The 17,848-nt window shown below is 57.6% G+C and carries 12 protein-coding genes; 5 read left to right on the top strand and 7 right to left on the bottom strand.

The genetic code is table 11. From position 1 onward, the window contains the following. Window position 1: 1 nt before the first annotated feature. The 6 genes from KFJ24_RS09900 to KFJ24_RS09875 all read right to left on the bottom strand — a co-directional run bounded on the left by KFJ24_RS09900 (window position 2) and on the right by KFJ24_RS09875 (window position 8,574). Window positions 2–1,972 carry an acetyl/propionyl/methylcrotonyl-CoA carboxylase subunit alpha gene (locus KFJ24_RS09900; RefSeq protein ID WP_250830906.1) on the bottom strand — a complete coding sequence of 657 codons (1,971 nt, stop codon included), beginning with the start codon at window positions 1,970–1,972 and terminating at the stop codon, window positions 2–4. A 43-nt stretch (window positions 1,973–2,015) separates the two neighbouring features. After that, a complete protein-coding gene (locus KFJ24_RS09895) occupies window positions 2,016–2,837 on the bottom strand; it encodes an enoyl-CoA hydratase/isomerase family protein (RefSeq protein WP_250830905.1) in 822 nt (273 codons plus the stop codon). Window positions 2,838–2,991: 154 nt separating this feature from the next. Next, on the bottom strand, window positions 2,992–4,152 hold the full coding sequence (gene atuD / locus KFJ24_RS09890) for a citronellyl-CoA dehydrogenase (RefSeq protein WP_250830904.1): 1,161 nt from the start codon (window positions 4,150–4,152) through the stop codon (window positions 2,992–2,994). Between the two features lie 111 nt (window positions 4,153–4,263). Continuing rightward, window positions 4,264–5,880, bottom strand: a complete 1,617-nt coding sequence (locus tag KFJ24_RS09885; RefSeq protein WP_250830903.1) for an acyl-CoA carboxylase subunit beta — start codon at window positions 5,878–5,880, stop codon at window positions 4,264–4,266. A 10-nt stretch (window positions 5,881–5,890) separates the two neighbouring features. Then, on the bottom strand, window positions 5,891–6,757 hold the full coding sequence (locus tag KFJ24_RS09880; RefSeq protein ID WP_250830902.1) for an SDR family oxidoreductase: 867 nt from the start codon (window positions 6,755–6,757) through the stop codon (window positions 5,891–5,893). Continuing rightward, on the bottom strand, window positions 6,754–8,574 hold the full coding sequence (locus KFJ24_RS09875) for an acyclic terpene utilization AtuA family protein (protein ID WP_250830901.1): 1,821 nt from the start codon (window positions 8,572–8,574) through the stop codon (window positions 6,754–6,756). Before KFJ24_RS09875 ends, KFJ24_RS09880 begins: the two co-directional genes overlap by 4 nt. Window positions 8,575–8,727: 153 nt before the next feature. Between KFJ24_RS09875 and KFJ24_RS09870 the strand changes: the two genes are divergently transcribed. The 5 genes from KFJ24_RS09870 (at window position 8,728) to KFJ24_RS09850 (ending at window position 16,561) form a co-directional block, all read left to right on the top strand. After that, window positions 8,728–9,348: a TetR/AcrR family transcriptional regulator gene (locus tag KFJ24_RS09870; protein ID WP_250830900.1), complete on the top strand. Its 621-nt coding sequence runs from the start codon at window positions 8,728–8,730 to the stop codon at window positions 9,346–9,348. A 230-nt stretch (window positions 9,349–9,578) separates the two neighbouring features. Beyond that, the gene (locus KFJ24_RS09865; protein ID WP_250830899.1) at window positions 9,579–12,251 is read left to right on the top strand and encodes a S8 family serine peptidase; all 2,673 of its coding nucleotides are present in this window, start codon (window positions 9,579–9,581) and stop codon (window positions 12,249–12,251) included. Next, window positions 12,248–12,727 (top strand): protease complex subunit PrcB family protein, encoded by a 480-nt coding sequence (locus KFJ24_RS09860; protein WP_250830898.1) that lies wholly within the window; start codon window positions 12,248–12,250, stop codon window positions 12,725–12,727. The genes KFJ24_RS09865 and KFJ24_RS09860 overlap by 4 nt, the downstream gene beginning before the upstream one ends. Before the next feature lie 67 nt (window positions 12,728–12,794). After that, window positions 12,795–14,690, top strand: coding sequence for a DNA topoisomerase IV subunit B (parE, locus tag KFJ24_RS09855; RefSeq protein ID WP_250830897.1), 1,896 nt, complete (start codon window positions 12,795–12,797; stop codon window positions 14,688–14,690). A 95-nt stretch (window positions 14,691–14,785) separates the two neighbouring features. Further along, window positions 14,786–16,561, top strand: a complete 1,776-nt coding sequence (locus KFJ24_RS09850; protein ID WP_250830896.1) for an SLC13 family permease — start codon at window positions 14,786–14,788, stop codon at window positions 16,559–16,561. Here KFJ24_RS09850 and KFJ24_RS09845 read toward each other — a convergent pair. After that, window positions 16,548–17,843: an EAL domain-containing protein gene (locus KFJ24_RS09845; RefSeq protein WP_250830895.1), complete on the bottom strand. Its 1,296-nt coding sequence runs from the start codon at window positions 17,841–17,843 to the stop codon at window positions 16,548–16,550. The two genes, KFJ24_RS09850 and KFJ24_RS09845, sit on opposite strands and share 14 nt — an antisense overlap. Window positions 17,844–17,848: the final 5 nt, after the last annotated feature.

Below are 17,848 nucleotides of genomic sequence, written 5' to 3'. Positions count from 1 at the left end.
GTTATGGTTGTGTCTTCTGTTCGGCCGGCTGCTCGGCGGTAATTTCAACCAGTAACTGGCTGCGTCTCACCTGATCACCTTTGTTGGCGAAGACCTGGCCAATAATGCCATCGCGGTCTGCCTTGACCGGATGCTCCATTTTCATCGCCTCAAGTATGACCAGTGCCTCGCCCTGACGCACACTTTGGCCCGGCTCCACCAGTACTTCAATGATACCGCCGTCCATGGATGCCTGCACACGGCCACTACCGGCAGCGTCTGCGCCGGCTGCCGGCTGATGGGTCACGTCCCGAACCGACCATGATCGGCCAGACGTCTGCAAATAAAGGGAAACGCCTTCGCGGTGATACTGGCAATGCTGACGGACGCCGTTGTCGATAATGCACAGTAGGCCATCCTGCTGACTCTCAAGAACGAGGTCATGCCGGGTATCATCCATGGTGAAGGTCAGTCGCTTGCCGGTCCGGCTGACCAGGAGCTCAACGATGGTGTCGCCGCTTTCAAGCTTCATCGGTGTCATGGTTGCTGGTGCATTGCTCCAGGCGGTCTGGCCCGAAGTGCCATGATCGAGCACGCAGGCAGCCAGGGCCAGTTCACGAATATCGGGTTTCTGCGGCTGGAGTGAGGGGTCGTTGCTGAATCCCTGTTGCAGGAACGCGGTCGTGGCTTCGCCGGCACCGAAGGTTTCATCGGCGATGATGCGGCTGAGAAAATACCGGTTGGTAGTGACCCCGAACACAGTCGTATCTTCCAGTGCACGGATCAGGCGACGACGGGCTTCATCGCGATTTTCACCCCAGGCGATGACCTTGGCCAGCATGGGGTCATAGTGGGGCGTGACGGTATCGCCTGAGCGTACACCGGTATCGAAGCGCAGGCCTTCGCTCTCGGCGGGTTTAAATTCATAGAGGGGGCCGGTCTGAGGTGTAAAGCCGTTGGCGGGGTCTTCGGCGTAGAGTCGCACTTCGATCGCGTGGCCGTTCAGTTGAATCTCTTCCTGCCGCAGGGGCAGGGTGCGGCCCTCAGCGACGGCAAGCTGCCAGGCTACCAGATCCTGACCGGTAATGAGTTCGGTGACCGGATGTTCTACCTGCAGCCGGGTGTTCATTTCAAGGAAATAGAAGTTGCGCTCCTTGTCGACCAGAAACTCCACCGTGCCTGCACCCTCGTAGCCGCAAGCCAGGGCCGCCTTCACCGCAGCCTCTCCCATGGCTGCGCGAAGTTCCGGGGTTACATACGGGGAAGGGGCCTCCTCGACTACTTTTTGATGCCGGCGCTGGACAGAACAGTCCCGTTCCCCGAGGTACACCGCATTGCCATGGCGATCTGCGAACACCTGAATCTCCACGTGGCGGGGTTCGATGACGGCTTTTTCCAGGATCAGCTCGTCGTCGCCGAAGGCCTGTTTGGCTTCGGAGCGGGCCCGTTTGATATTGTCTGTCAGTTCTGACTCATGGTTCACCAGGCGCATGCCGCGGCCACCGCCACCGGCGGAGGCTTTGATCATGAGCGGGTAACCGATGTCAGCTGCGGCCGCGATAAGCTCGTCATTGCTGGCATTGTTACCTTCATATCCGGGAACCACCGGCACGCCGGCTTGCTGCATGGCAATCTTGGAGCGGCGCTTGCTGCCCATCAGTTCAATGGCTCCGGAAGGCGGCCCGATGAAGACCAGACCGGCTTCCTTACAGGCGTTCGCAAACCCGGCGTTCTCGGAGAGGAAGCCGTAACCCGGATGAATGCAGTCAGCGCAGGTTTTGCGGGCAGCGTCGATAACGGCTTCCGCGTTCAGGTAGGAAGCAGCAACCTGCGCCGGACCAATGCAGACGGCTTCGTCGGCCAGTTCGACGTGAAGGGATCGGGCGTCTGCCTCGGAGTAGACGGCCACGGTTCGGTATCCAAGGGCCTTGGCGGTGCGAATAATCCGAACCGCGATTTCACCACGGTTGGCAATCAACAGTTTACTCAGCATTTTGTTGTTCTCTTCCTTGGGTGCAGGTCCGCGAGCTCCGCAATCATTCAGAATCGCCTGCCCAGGCTGGCGGACGCTTCTGCATGAATGCCATGGTGCCCTCGGCGCCTTCGCTGCCACGGATGGCTTCGGAAAATTTCTCTGCGGCGCTGTCGAGCAAGCCGCTCATGGATTCCTCACCCACCCGGTGGAGCAGGGCTTTGGTTTCTGCCGTGGCGGCCGGTGCGCATTGGCGAACACGATTCAGTGCCTGTGTGAGCATTTCTTCCAGCCCGTTTTCCGATTCTGCAGCCTGGTGAACAATACCCAAACGGCACGCCTCGCCTGCGTTGACACGCAACCCAAGAAGAGCCAGGCGGCGTGCCTGGGTGAGCCCGATTCGTTCGACCACAAAAGGGGCAATCTGTGCGGGAATAACGCCCAGGGAGGTTTCTGGCATGCCAAATTTCGAGGTAGGCCCTGCAAGGGCAACATCAGAAACGCATACCAGGCCGAAACCACCCCCCATGACCGCACCCTCGGTCACGGCGATGACGACTTTGGAGGATTCGTTGACCTGCTGGATCATCTGGCCAAAGGCCCGGTTTAGTCGGTAAAACGGGTCAGCTTCGCCCTCGGCGGGCTTCTGGCCTCGGGCGCCGGCCATGTCTTTGATGTCGCCACCTGCACAGAAATGCCCACCGGAACCGCGAATGACGACAGCGCGAATGTGTAGATCGGATTCAACTTGTGAAAACACCGTCGACAGCTCCGCTACCATCTGCAGACTCATGGCATTCCGGACGTCCGGGCGGTTAATGGTGACGAACAGAGTCGGGCCCTGCTTTTCCAGAAGTAGTGTTTCGCAATGAGGTAAAGATTCCATAAAACGACTCCACGAGTGATATCTGGGGCCGGTAGCTCGGTGTTGCTTTCCAGGACCGTTGAGGGCCATGGATGGCCCGAATCGAGCCCTACAGGGACGTACTCGAGGGCGTGTTCTGGAAAGCAACACCGGGATGCCGGTCTTGCACCACGGTTCAGTCTTTCCGTTTGCCGGGCAGTGTCCCCATAAGCTTGCAGATGATCCCCAACATGATTTCATCGGCCCCGCCACCGATGGAAACCAGGCGAACATCCCGGTGCGCGCGGGAAATCGGGTTGTCCCACATGTATCCCATGCCGCCCCAGTATTGCAGGCAGCTATCCGTCACTTCCCGCCCCAGCCGTCCTGCTTTCAGCTTGGCCATGGACGCAAGCCTGGTGACGTCCTTGCCTTCGATGTGAAGCTCGCAGGCCTGATAGGTCAGGGCGCGCAGGGCTTCGACTTCGGTTTGCAGTTCAGCCAGCCGGAAATGAATCACCTGGTTGTCGATCAGTGGCTGGCCAAAGGTCTTGCGCTCGCGGCAATAGTCGATGGTCTGGTTGATGCAGTTCTCCAGTGCCTTGATGACGTTGGCGGCACCCCAGAGCCGTTCCTCCTGGAATTGCAGCATCTGCATCATGAAGCCGGTACCCTCGGCACCGATGCGGTTGCGCTGGGGAACGCGGACATCGTCGAAGAAAATCTGGGCGGTTTCCGAGGAGCGCATGCCGAGCTTGTTCAGGTGCGGGCTGAAGGAAATGCCGGGGGATTTCATGGGCACGACAATCAGCGACTTGTTCTTGTGGGGCTTGTCATCGCTGGTATTGGCCAGAAGACAGATGAAGTCTGCTTTCGGGCTGTTGGTGATCCACATCTTGGAGCCGTTGATGATGTAATCATCGCCGTCTTTCTTTGCGGTGGTTTTCATGCCGGCCACGTCGGAACCTGCGCCCACCTCACTTACGCCGATACAGCCAACCATGTCACCGGCGATGGCCGGAGCCAGGAAGTCCCGCTTTAGTTCATCCGACCCAAAACGTGAAATCGCAGGGGTACACATGTCGGTCTGTACGCCGATGGCAAGCGGCACCCCGCCGCAATGAGCCATGCCCAGTTCTTCCGCGGCCACCAGGTTGTAGCTGTAATCAAGGCCCATACCGCCATATTCTTCCGGTTTCTGGATGCCGAGAATGCCGAGTTTGCCGAGTTTCTTGAACAGTTCGTGAATCGGGAACTCACCGGCTTCTTCCCATTCGTCGCAGTGAGGGTTGATTTCCTTCTCCACAAAATCGCGAACGGTTTTTCTCAGGGCTTCGTGTTCGGCTGTGAATTTCACGTTCTTGTTCTCCTGGTTGTTAGTTCGTGCTTTTTTATTTTGGGCACGTTTTTTAGCTGGGGCGGCAGGGGCGAGGGACCCCCAATGCCTGAAAATGGGGCGTTGCCCGGCTCACAGGCGGGCAACGCCAAACGTGTTAGCCCGCAACGGCCGAACCTCTGCCTCCCGACAAACATCCAGCACCAGCGCCACAACACGCCGGGTGTCCCGGGGATCAATCAGTCCGTCATCCCATAATCTCGCGGTGCCGAATAAAGCGGTAGAGCCGTCTTCCAGTTTTTTAGCCGTCGCCTGTTCCAGAAAATCCAGCGTTTTCGGGTCAGGCTCGATTCCGCTTCGGCGCTGTTTGTCTTCAGCCACGATGCGCATTACTTTTCCGGCCTGGGCCGGCCCCATAACGGCGGTTCGGCTGTTGGGCCAGGCGAAGATAAAGCGCGGGTCCAGTCCGCGCCCGCACATGGCATAGTTACCTGCACCATAGGAACCGCCGATCACAATTGCGACTTTTGGCACGCGGCAATTGGCCACGGCCTGAATCATTTTTGACCCGTGTTTGATGATCCCGTTCTGTTCGGAGTGTGTGCCCACCATGAAGCCGGTGGTGTTATGCAAAAACAGCAGAGGGGTGCCGGCCTGGTCGCAGAGCTGGATAAACTGTGCAGCTTTTGCCGAACCGGCGGGGGTAATCGGACCATTATTGCCGATGATGCCCACCGAATGCCCTTCGATGCGGATGGTGCCGCACACCGTTTGATCGTCGAATTCATTCTTGAAGTCCATGAACTTCGAGCCGTCGGCAATGCGTGCCAGGATCTCGCGGACGTCATAGGGCTTTTTGGCATCGGAAGGAATAACGCCCAGTAGCTCGTCCGCCGGGTAAAGCGGTTCTTCCCACGACAGTTTCCACCGGGGAGGCAGCTGTTCGTTCCAGGACAGGGCTTCCATGACGTTGCGCGCCTGGCGGATACCATCGGCGTCATCTTCTGCCAGGTATTCGGCGGTCCCGGCAACCTGCGCGTGCATTTCCGCACCGCCGAGTTCCTCGTCGGTGGCGACTTCGCCCGTTGCAGCTTTCAAAAGCGGAGGGCCGGCCAGAAACATCTTGGCTTTGCCACGTACTGCAATAACATAATCCGACAGGCCTGGCTGATAAGCGCCACCGGCGGTGGCGTTACCGTGCACGACAGTCACTTGCGGAATACCGGCTGCGGACATGCGGGCCTGATTGGCAAAGCCCCGGGCACCCTGTACGAAAATGTCAGTGGCATAGTTAAGATTGGCACCACCGCTTTCAGAAAGTGACACCACCGGCAGTTTGTTTTCTGCAGCGATCTGTTGCAGGCGCAGGGTCTTGTCCAGGCCTGCCGGGGTAATGGTGCCGCCCTTGATGGCGCTGTTGCTGGCAACCACCAGGCAACGAATACCACTGACGATGCCGATGCCGGCGATGATGTTGCCGCCAGCCAGACTGCCATCCTTGTCGTCGTGCATCTTGTAACCGGCCAGTGAACAGAGTTCCAGGAACGGTGTGCCCCGGTCCAGCAGGCGGTTGATGCGATCCCTTGGGAGCAGTTTGCCGCGCTTGATGAACTTTTCACGGGCGGCTTCGGCCAGGTCCAGAACCTTTTGCTCCACCTCCCGGAAGGTTCGGGTATGGGCATCCATGGCATCCGTGTTGGCCCGGAATTCGTCAGACTGGGGATTCACGCTGGTTTCCAGTACTTGCATGGTGGTTTCCTCAGTCCTCGCTCAGCACTTTTGGTGTTGTCGCCCGGTGAAACCCGTTGAACGGCTCGTTGTTCTTCGCTTTCGGGAAAGGCCACACGCGCCCACCCTGGGAGGCGGCGCCATCGATACGCAGGCAATCACCGCTGATAAACGCTGCGCCGGGGCTGAGCAGAAAGCAGATGGCGGCGCTGACTTCCGATTCGGTGCCCATGCGCTTGATGGGCACGTTGTCGCCCAGGCTGCGAATCCACTGCTTCATGTGTTCCGGATAGTTATCCATGCCACTGGAGGCAATCCAGCCGGGTGCCACGGCATTCACACGCACACCGGATGCACCCCATTCCACTGCAGCGGTCTGGGTGAAATTCACCATGCCAGCGCGGGCGGCACCAGAGTGGCCCATGCCGGGCATTCCGCCCCACATATCGGCGACGATGTTGACGATGGCGCCGCCGGTCCTGGATAGCGCCTGGGTGTAAGCTTCCCGGGCCATCAGGAAGCCGCCGGTCAGGTTGGTACGGACTACCGTCTCCCAGCCCTTCTGGTTAATACCGGCCAGGGGCGAGGGAAACTGCCCCCCGGCGTTGTTGACGACGCCGTTCAGGCCACCATGTTCGGAGATAATCGCTGTTACGGTCGCCTTTACCGATTCCTCTTCCCGGATGTCGCACACGTGGGCGGTGGCGAGGCCGCCATCCTCGATAATCTCGGCTTTCACGCTCTCTACTTTTTCCGACTTTCGGCCAACGAGCGCGACCCGGGCTCCAAGGGCGGCAAGCTCGTGAGCGGTACAGCGGCCAATGCCGGAGCCACCGCCAGTTACGATAAAGACCTGATCCTTGAAAAGGTCAGGATGAAAGATGGATTGATAGCTCATGACTGCTGTCCTTTCTCCAAAACGGCCTGGCTGATGGGAACGGGGAATTCGAGAAGCTGCTGGGCAAAAGCCTTGCCCTGAGGATCAATGCGCAGGCTGGCGACGCCGCCGCCACCGAGGCTGTGTTCCAGCAGGTAATTGAAAGCATGAAGGCCCGGCATTGCCCAGCGAGTGACCTTGCCAGTCTCCGGATTCAGGGTATGGGCCATCCACTCGGTGACGGCCGCCTCGGTAAGAGCCGCTTCCAGAAATGGTACAAAGTCCGGGTGGCGGGCAATGACACCGATGTTGGTGTGGTCGCCTTTGTCCCCGCTGCGGGCCCAGGCCAGGTTGACCAGCGGAACGGTGGTATCGGTTTCCGGTTTTTCCGGTACGTCTGGCTCTGCAGTAAGCTGGGCTGCGTCAAAGCCACCGTCGAGTGCGACGGTAACCGGCTGCTTTTCGCCCGCCAGATCCATGGATACGGCCACCTCGGCTTTAGGCACGAGGCAAGAATACAGTCGGATCTTGGGCCACACGGTGGGCCGGCCACCAACGATGCCGGTGATGCCTGGCGCCATGCCAGTGGCGGCCTGGGCTATTTCACGGGAAAACAGTACCAGCGCCTCTTTCTTCGGGTGTGCGGTACTGATCTTGACCACGACCTCCCGGCAATCGTGCATTCGGCTGTGGTGGCCATAGGTGGCTTCAGTGCCGAGCAGCTCGACGCTGGTTTCGGAGTAGTCGGGCAGGCCCCGTTCACTGAACAGTCGGGATGTTTTCGTCAGGATGGCGTTGGCAACTTTCTGTGCCTTGGCCGGGGCATTCATACCAGCCAGCAGGAAGGTAACCGTGCACTTGAAACCGTCGGGCCAGGTGCCCGAAACCTTGTAACTGTTGGTGGGCGGCAACCCCTTCGCACCCCGGACAGAAACCTGGTCGCTTCCGGTCTCCTCCAGTGAAACGCCAGTGAAGTCACAGGTAACGTCCGGCAACAGATACGCCCGGGGATCGCCGATCTCATAGACCAGTTGTTCTGCCACCGTGCCCCGGGTTACCTGGCCGCCGGTATTTTCCGGTTTGGTGAGAATAAAATCACCGTTTTCGCTGACTTCGGCAATCGGGAATCCCATATCGGCATAACCATCAGCCACCTCTTCCCAGTCGGTAAAGTTGCCGCCGGTAGATTGCACACCGCATTCAAGCAGGTGACCGGCGAGGCTGCCCTGAGCCAGCTTGTCATAGTCTTTCCAGTTCCAGCCGAATTCGTGGACAAGTGGTGCCAGCACCAGCGCGCTGTCAGCCACACGACCGGTGATCACGATGTCCGCACCCTGCTCCAGGGCGGCTACCAGCCCGGGAGCCCCCAGGTAGGCGTTCAGGCTGACCATCATCGGTGGCATGGGCTGGCCCGTGGACATTTCGATAACGCCTGCATCGCCAAGTTTCTTCTTTTTCGCCAGCACATCGTCGCCCAGAACCAGGGCGATCTTCATATCAACGCCCGCCTTCTCGCAAAGTGCCTGGAGCGCATCGCGGCAGGCTATGGGATTCACGCCGCCGGCATTGGCCAGAACCCGGATCCCTTTCTCTTTAATCTCCGTGAGCAGAGGGCCCATGACGGTCTGCACGAAATCCCGGGCATAGCCCTGAGATGGATCCTTCATTTTTTGTCCAGCGAGAATGGACATGGTGATCTCGGCCAGGTAGTCCGCCACCAGGTAGTCAATGTTGCCCTTGCGGATCAGTTGCGCTGCCGCAGTTTCGGTATCACCCCAGAAAGCGGCTGAACAGCCGATACGGATGGGTGACGCGGTATTGTTGTCGGAATCTACCATCTCTGTTTGCCTTGTTGTTCTTTCGCCGGCCTGAGGTGTGACTGATCGGCACGGTGCTCTAAGATAAAATGACAATACCAAGCAAGCGCTTGGTTTGTAAACAGGGGAATGTGAGGTAGTATTATTGGTCTGTTTCGACTGCTGGAAACCTCCGTGAATCAAACCGATATTCTGCAAACACTGATCGCTGAAAACCTTGTCTCCGACCCCAATGGCGCCCGCGGACGGTTGTTGAAAGAAGCAGCCCGCCTTTTCCGTGACAAGGGCTATGAGCGTACAACTGTCAGGGATCTCGCAGCAGCAGTTGGTATTCAGTCGGGCAGCCTGTTTCATCATTTCCGAACCAAGGAGGAAATCCTGAAGGCTGTCATGGTGGAGACCATCCGCCTGAACACGGCTCTGATGCAGGCAGCCGTGGATGCTGCCGGCTCTGCAAGGGAAAAGTTGCGGGCGTTGGTGCGGGCCGAACTGGAGTCCATCAATGGCCAGACTGGCGAGGCAATGGCGGTGCTGGTGTTCGAGTGGCGGAGTCTGTCGGAGGTATCTCAGGCGGACGTACTCGAACTGAGAGACATCTACGAGAAGCTCTGGATCGATGTTCTGGAGTCATTGAAGCAGGAAGGGTCTCTTGTAGCAGATCCGTTTGTGGTGCGCCGGATGCTGACGGGTGCCCTGAGCTGGACGGTTACCTGGTATAAGCCCGGGCGTGGTGGGCTGACTCTGGACGGGCTGACTGATGAGGTCATGGCTATGATGGCCTTGAAGCGCGTCTGATGATTCTGCCGCTGGCGGTCATGGGGTCAACCCTGTGACTGGTTGCCTTTGTGCCGATGCTTTTCTACGCGCTGTAACCTTTTATTGATATGCTGAAAGCCGTCGGCCGGATAACCTGCCGGCGGCTTTTACCATCCGGGGCTGGAGGCTTGGCGTATTGGTTAACACTCGGTAAATAAACCGGGTGACAGGTTGATGTATGCTTTGTCAAAGCGCGGGGAATGTTGAACATGCGGGCAAAATCAGGCAAAAAAATAGCCCTCAGAGTGGTAGGCGCCGCCAGCATCTTCGCGGCTCTAGCCGGGTGTGGTGGTGGCTCTGGTGGTGATGTCGACTCTGTCGACTTTGCCCTGTCCGGTCTCATTGATATTGAAAGCGGAACCCGGGTGGATAGTGACAGTGCTGATGTGCTGGCGTTAACTGGAGCACCACTTGGCAATTCTCAGCTTTTACCTCAGGAATATATCCTGGCCGGTTATGTCAGTGCTTCAGCGGACAGCTACCCGGCCATAAACGGATTGGCAGACGCCAGTTACTTTGCGGATCCGGACGATGAGTTTGCCATGCGCCTGCTTGCGGGCCAGACAGTTTCTTTGCAGGCCTTTGCTACCCGTGAGGGCGTTTCGTCTCTGAGCTTGTCCCTGTTGGATGATAATGGTGTCATCGCCTCGGCTTCCACTACGAGCCAGACGAACCAGGTAAGCGTTTCACTGCCTGATACCGCCGCTGACGGGACATACTCGGTTCTGGTTGAGGCCGTCGGCGTAAATCCCATGCTCTATATCCTTTCCACGTCGGTAGCCGACACCGTCAATGGCCTGTCGTTCCGCTGGGCTGATTATGATTTTGTTGAAGGCGAGGCCATTGTGGCTTTTCAGAATGGCTCCGGTAGAGTGTCTGCGCAATCACTAACGGCCCTAAACAGTGTTGAGCTCAAACAGGAGCTGGCTCCGGGGGTCTGGCAGATACAGTCGCGAGTTCAATCCACGCTTGGCGCGCCGAATGGGAAGTCAGCGACGCTGAACTGGATTCGGGGGCTGAAGAAAGAGCCGGAATTAATTTCCGCGACGCCGAACTACCGGATGCTGACGATGGAAACACCCCTGGATGAGCCCCTTTATCCGGAACAGCAATGGCACTATGGTTTGTTGAATGCTCCGACGGCCTGGCAATTTGCTACTGAAGGAGGTGCGGGCGTTACGGTTGCGGTCATGGATACCGGGTTGTTTTCCAGCTCCCAGGGCTGGCATAGCGACATTTTGGCTAACGTTCCCCCGCAGTTGCCAGCGGGTACCGATTTTGTCTCCGCAGAGTTTGATAATGATGGTGTTCCCGGGCCAGACAATGATCCAACGGATCCAGGAAATGATGTGGGGAGTAGTGTTTATCATGGTACCCATGTTTCCGGTACCGTTTCCTCTGTGGTGAATAACTCTGGTGGAGCTGGTGTCGCCTATCACTCCACAATGCTGCCCGTTAGGGTTCTGGGTGAGGGCGGTAGCGGTTCGTCGTCCGACCTGCTCCGGGCTCTGCAGTGGGTTGCCGGGCCTGAAAACGGGTCGCCTCTGGCGGATATCGTCAATCTGAGCCTTGGTGGTTTGCCCTATATCCAGTCCTTGCAGGATGCCATCAACGTGGCAACAAACCGCGGAGTCATTTTTGTCGCAGCGGCCGGTAACTCCGCGACAGATGTTCCCTCCTATCCGGCCGCTTTCAACAATGTATTTGCAGTTAGTGCTGTTGATGGTGCAGGGGAGTTGTCTTCCTATTCCAACTTCGGCAGCTGGGTCGATTTGGCTGCGCCGGGGGGTGACGCCAGTCGTGACGGCAACGCGGATGGCCGCGGTGATCTGGTCGTCAGCACCAGTGCCAGCGTAATTGACGGAACTCTTCGAGAGACATATATCGGTCTGCAGGGCACTTCCATGGCTGCCCCCCACGTATCTGCGGTGGTGGCGTTGATGAAGAACCTGAATCCGGCGCTCGGTTATGCTGACATCAATGCGTTACTGATGGCTGGGGATTTGACAGTAGCGACGTGTGATGCGGAGCCATGCCCCCGGACAACCCGGCTCGGGTGGGGATTGATGGATGCCGGTAAATCGGTTCTGGCCGCCTCCAGTGCTGTTATTCCGGACATTCTCACGGCAACGCCCGCAATCGTGACTTTATCGTCTGAAGGCGTGCTCTCTGCAGTCGTTGCTCTGGAGGTCTATGGCGCAGATCCCGGTAATATTACCATCGATTCAGTATCGGTCCCCCCTGATTGGCTAATCCTCGATGCGGCCCCTTCGCCTGGTGACACCGGCACGACTTTTGAGGTTGCAATGACCCTCGACCCGGATGCTCTGGAACCTGGCATTTCCGAGCGAGCCACCATCTCTGTGGAGTACACCAGCGACCAGCCCCGTACTCTTGAGATTCCGGTAGTGGGGCAGCAAGTGACCGATCAGCAGGCCCGGAATGCCGGCCGGCATTTCGTTCTTCTGGTCGATCCCGATCCTGAGGGGGATTTCTACAACACTGTGGCCCAGGTGAGCGTGGTCGCAGAAGACGGCCAGTACCCATTTGCTTTTGTGCCTGATGACGGCGTGGAGCCACGATCACTCAATGAGGTTCCGCCAGGGAACTATATTCTGGTTGCGGGAACCGACCTGGATAACGACGGACTGATTTGCCACGCAGGTGAAGCCTGCGCCGAATACCCCGTTGCGGGGCTCCGGGAAGAAATTTTGATTGAGGCAGGTCAGTCCGTTGAGGGCGTTCGCATGACAACCAGTTACGCCCGACCGTCCATTTCCGCTGCCTCTCCTGGTCAGTTACCGAGGCCCGATTTCAGGGGATACCGGTTACTGTCACCAGATGCTGATAGCGCTAACCAGAAGGCTGTTGCCCGACCATGACCCGCTTACGCCAAGTTATTACCAGTGCTGCGCTGGCGGCGGCTACCCTGAATGCGGGTTGTGCCGTCAGCCAGACTGAGACGACTGCGGGTGCTCCTCTGGCGAGGCAGATCGCCCAATCGGCGCATTGTGGACTGACTGCGCCGGGGCATGTGCATCTGAAGAGCGAGGCAGACGTGGGGCGTCTTGAGGCGTTGCCTGCCAGAAACATGTCACTGGAACCGCTCAGGGCCATTGATTTCGAAAGCGAGCACGTTGTTCTGGCTGCGCTGGGCCAGAAACCGACTGGTGGTTTCAGTGTCACCCTCGCCGGCTCAAAGATTGTAGACGAGCGACTTGAGCTGGCGGTGAGCGTTCGGGAGCCAGAGCCGGGAATGATAGTAAGCCAGGCGCTGACGACGCCGTGCGCTGTCATCGCAGTGACAGCGTCCGGCTGGAATGGCATACGCATCACGCCGGTTGAAAACAACCGTTGATCTTTCCCGACGAATCCCTAAGCTATGGCTCAGTTTTCTATTCCAATCGCGGAGTGACTTCCTGTCTATGAGCCAGCAACAATACAACGCCGATGCCATTGAAGTACTGAGCGGCCTGGACCCGGTCCGCAAGCGGCCGGGGATGTATACCGATACCAGCCGCCCCAACCACCTGGCCCAGGAAGTTATCGATAACAGTGTGGACGAGGCGCTCGCCGGCCATGCCCGCAGGATTGATGTGATTCTCTACAACGACGGGTCTTTGAGTGTTGAGGACGATGGCCGTGGGATGCCGGTTGATGTTCACAAGGAGCACGGGGTGCCGGGCGTTGAGCTGATTCTCACCCGGCTCCATGCCGGTGGTAAATTCTCCCAGGGGAACTACAACTTTTCCGGTGGCTTGCACGGGGTCGGCGTATCGGTGGTCAACGCCCTTTCGACGCATCTGGAAGTCACCATCAAACGGGATGGCCAGCTGCACCGGATGACCTTCGCGAATGGCGATAAGGCCTCAGAGCTGGAAGTGATTGATACGGTCGGTAAACGCAATACCGGCACCCGCCTTAAATTTACGCCGGATATCAGATACTTCGACAGTCCAAATTTCTCGGTCAGCCGTCTGCGACATAATCTGCGCGCCAAGGCTGTGCTTTGTCCGGGGCTGACGGTTACCTTCCTGCAGGAAAAAACCGGAGACAAGGACGAGTGGTGTTATGAAGGTGGCCTCCGGGATTATCTCCGCACTGCGCTGGCGGACATTGAAGCCGTTCCTCTGGATCCGTTTACCGGAAGCTTCTCCGGGAATAAGGAGGCAGTGGACTGGGCTATTCAGTGGCTGCCCGAAGGCGGTGAAGCCGTCGTGGAAAGCTATGTAAACCTGATTCCGACCGCACAAGGCGGCACCCATGTTAACGGGTTGCGGACAGGCCTGCTGGAAGCCATGCGTGAGTTCTGTGAGTTTCGGAACCTGCTCCCCCGCGGGGTCAAACTCTCACCGGAAGATATCTGGGAGCGAGCAGCGTATGTGCTCTCATTCAAGATGCAGGAACCCCAGTTTTCCGGGCAAACCAAGGAGCGCCTATCTTCCCGGGAAGCCGCTGCCTTTATTTCCGGTGTGGTCAAGGACGCGTTCAGTCTCTGGCTGAACCAGCATACGGATGTGGCTGAGGCCCTTGCAGAACTGTTTATAAATAATGCCCAGCGCCGTCTGCGCGCCAGCAAAAAGGTTGCGCGGAAAAAGGTAACCTCGGGCCCGGCGCTGCCGGGTAAGCTGGCAGATTGTTCTGGCGGCGACACCGCTCGCTCGGAGCTCTTTCTGGTGGAGGGTGACTCAGCGGGAGGATCTGCAAAACAGGCCCGTGATCGTGAATTTCAGGCGGTTATGCCGCTGCGGGGCAAGATTCTGAATACCTGGGAAGTGGATCCCAGTCAGGTTCTGGCATCTCAGGAAGTTCATGACATTGCTGTTGCGATTGGTGTTGACCCTGGCTCAGACCAGCTCGAAGGCCTGCGCTATAACAAGATCTGTATTCTTGCCGATGCGGACTCGGACGGTCTGCACATTGCTACGCTCTTGTGCGCGCTGTTTGTGAAGCATTTCCGGCCCGTGGTTTCCGCCGGTCATGTATTCGTTGCCATGCCACCGCTGTATCGGGTGGATCTGGGCAAGGAAACGTTTTATGCACTGGACGAGCATGAGAAGCAGGGCATCCTTGATCGTATCGCCGCGGAAAACCGCAAGGGTAAGATTTCAGTCACCCGCTTCAAAGGGCTTGGTGAAATGAACCCGCTTCAGCTGCGTGAAACGACCATGGCGCCTGATACCCGTCGACTGGTCATGCTCACCATTGAAGACGGTGACGACACCGACAGCCGTATGGATATGTTGCTTGGCAAGAAGCGTGCGTCTGATCGCCGGGCCTGGCTCGAGACCTATGGCAACATCGCGGATGTCGCGGTTTAGTATTCCTTAAGGTACTATAAAAAGCATCCTTTATTCTTTCTAAGTATTCATTAAACTCGTTATCCTGCCAGCTTTGTAATCGGGAAGAACCGTACATGGACTGGCAAGGCTGGTTTGCGCTGGGCCTGGCGGGCACAGCGCTAATACTGATGAGTGTTGGGCGATTTGCACCCCATATGGTGATGATGGGCGTGCTTGTGGTGCTCAGTGCCAGTGGTATCGTCTCGGCCGACCAGGCCCTTGCAGGATTCAGTAACAGTGGTCTGATTACCGTTGTTGCCATGTTCGTGGTTGCTGCCGGCATCAATCATTCCGGCGGTGTTGACCTGCTTGTTCACCACCTTCTCCGAAACCCCAAAACCATTCGCAGTGCCCAGGCAAGGATTGCGCTGCCAGTCTCTCTGCTAAGCGGCTTCCTCAATAACACGCCAGTGGTCGCCACCATGATCCCGGCGGTGCATGCCTGGTCACGCAAGATTGGTATTGCGCCATCGAAGCTGATGATTCCTTTGAGCTACTCCGCAATTCTCGGCGGTACCCTGACCCTGATTGGCACCAGCACCAATCTGGTGGTGAATGGCCAATATCAGCAGCTGACAGGAGAGCCGGGCTTCTCGATCTTTTCCATTACCGCTGTCGGCCTGCCTGTAGCGGTTATTGGTGTTGCGGTGATATTGCTGGTGATGCCAAGGTTTTTGCCAGACCGGAAAGACCAGCACAAGTTTGGATCCATGCGAGAGTTTACCCTCGAAGTGGCCGTGTCCTTCGATGGCCCGTTGGTGGGTAAGACCGTCGGTGAGGCCGGGTTACGTGAGCTGGAACGGCTTTATCTGGTTGAAATTGAGCGGGATGGCAGTGTTGTAACCGCTGTTCCCTCGGAAGAGCGCCTGAGGGGAGGGGATCGACTGGTCTTCGCCGGCGACACTCAGGCCATTTCGGATTTGCTGCGCATTAACGGCATCGTTCCCTCTGTACACGAAGATGAACCCAGTCTGAGCAAAGACCGGGCAGAGCGTCGCCTGGTGGAGGCGGCCCTGTCGCCACAGTCTGATGTGCTTGGCCTGACTATTCGTGATGCCCGGTTTCGGGATCGTTACGGAGCGGTCGTGCTGGCGGTGGCGCGCGGAGGGGAGCGGGTATCTGGCAATCTGGGCAATATCCGGTTGAAGCCCGGGGATGTGTTGTTGCTTGAAGCTCGGCCGGCCTTCGTCAGTCGGCAGCGCTATAACAAGGATTTTCTGCTTATTAACGATCTGGAAACGGAAAGGCCGCGCCATGACCGGGCGTGGCTTTCGTGGGGTATCCTGCTTGTCCTGGTTGGCCTCGCAGCCTGTGGTGTTGTGAGCATGCTGAATGCGGCACTGCTGGGTGCGGCTCTGATGATTATTTCAGGCTGTTGCTCCGTAGGGCAGGCGCAAAAAGCGGTGGATGTCCCGGTAATCCTGACCATTGCCGCCTCCTTTGCCCTCGGGGCGGCGCTCCAGGAGACCGGTGCAGCGAATTACATGGCCGAAGGTATTCTCGGGCTCAGTCAGGGGCACGTTCTGCTGGCTATCCTGTTGGTATACTTTGCCGTCTCCGTCCTGACCGAAGTCATTACCAACAATGCCGCTGCAGTGCTCGTTATACCGGTGGTGCTATCGATGACAGCAAGTATGGGCGTGGCCTCGGAACCTTTCGTGATTGCTGTGATGATGGCCGCCTCAGCCAGCTTCGCAACGCCACTGGGCTATCAGACCAATATGATGGTATTCGGACCAGGAGGGTACCGGTTTGGAGACTTCGTACGCGTCGGTCTGCCGATGAATGTCTTTATCGGCGCCGTCACTGTGTCGGTTATTTCGGTGGTATACGGAATCAGCCCTGGCTAAGCGAGTAGGGCGACGGGTTTGCGAGAATATCGCAGCACAGCACCCTGAGTTCACCGTTGTGGTAATAGCCCCGGGACAGAGTGACACACATATAGGCGCCGGTCACACACAGGTAAGGGGCCGTTACATGCAGGCTTTCCGGCTGGGCCAGAGCCTGTCGCAGGTATGTCTGGCGGAACCAGTCAGCACTCGTTGTGCTCTCCAGTGGTTTGAAGCGAGGGTCGAGGGTCCGTATTCCGGCGTCGGAAATCAGGGTGTCGTCAATCTGAATTCCTTTACTGTCCACCAGGTAGCAACGCGAGACAGCTGGATGATTCAGGATTTCCACGCATGCCTGGCCCATATCTGACCCGCCGCAAAGCCTGTCCACAGCATCCTGGAATATGCCGGTAAAAAATTCTACAAGTTGCCGTGTGGGATCCTGAGTTACCTTGTTTCGGGTCTTGTATTCCCGAAGAAGTTCGTCCAGATCCGCCGGGGCATGTCCCAGCTGACCCAAGTCAATGCTTGGTTTTTTAAAGAAAAATCCCTGAACGAAGTCCACACCCGCATCAATGGCAATCATGGCCTGGTCGCGGGTTTCAACCCCTTCAAGCAGCACCAGACAGCCTGACTGATGCAGGAGAGAAGCGATGCCATTGAGTATCTGTCTCGCTTTGTGGTCTTCCGTGGCCCGTGTCAGCAGAGTGCGATCCAGCTTGACGATGTCCGGCGACAGGTTCCAGATGCGCTCGAAATTGGAGTGCCCGGCGCCGAAATCATCGATCGCTGTCAGGCAGCCGAGCTTCTTGTAGTAGGCGACGGTCTCTCTCAGTCTCTCGGCATCATCGGTGGGCTGTTCGACAATTTCCATCACGATCCGGTGTGGAGGCAATCCCGTCTTTTCCAGCAATTGTCCGAAAAACGAATCCGCCTGACTTCCGCTGGTGACGACACGCGGTGAAACGTTCAGAAACAGCCAGTTTAGCTGGTCGCTGATGTCGCTGTAGTTTCGAATATGAAGGTATCGGCACAGACGATCGAGCAGGAGGTTCTCTGCATCGGACGAGGGCAGTTCGAAAAGGTGGAGTGGCAGAACCGCTGAATTATCAGTGTCGAACGCCCGGATCAGAGCTTCGTAGCCCACAATTCGCTTGTGAGAAATGCTGTAAATCGGTTGAAGTGCCGTTCGGAGCTTGAGTCCCTGGAAATCAGCCGTCCACGAGTCACCCTCCTTGTTAAGCATAGGAGAAAGCAAGTCAAGCTCGGGGGCCGACAGCTTTTCGGGGAGGGTTTTTGACATATATT

It is taken from the genome of Marinobacter sediminum (assembly GCF_023657445.1).
In the GTDB taxonomy this organism is placed as follows: domain Bacteria; phylum Pseudomonadota; class Gammaproteobacteria; order Pseudomonadales; family Oleiphilaceae; genus Marinobacter; species Marinobacter sediminum_A.
This window is presented reverse-complemented; position numbering and strand designations above follow the sequence as displayed.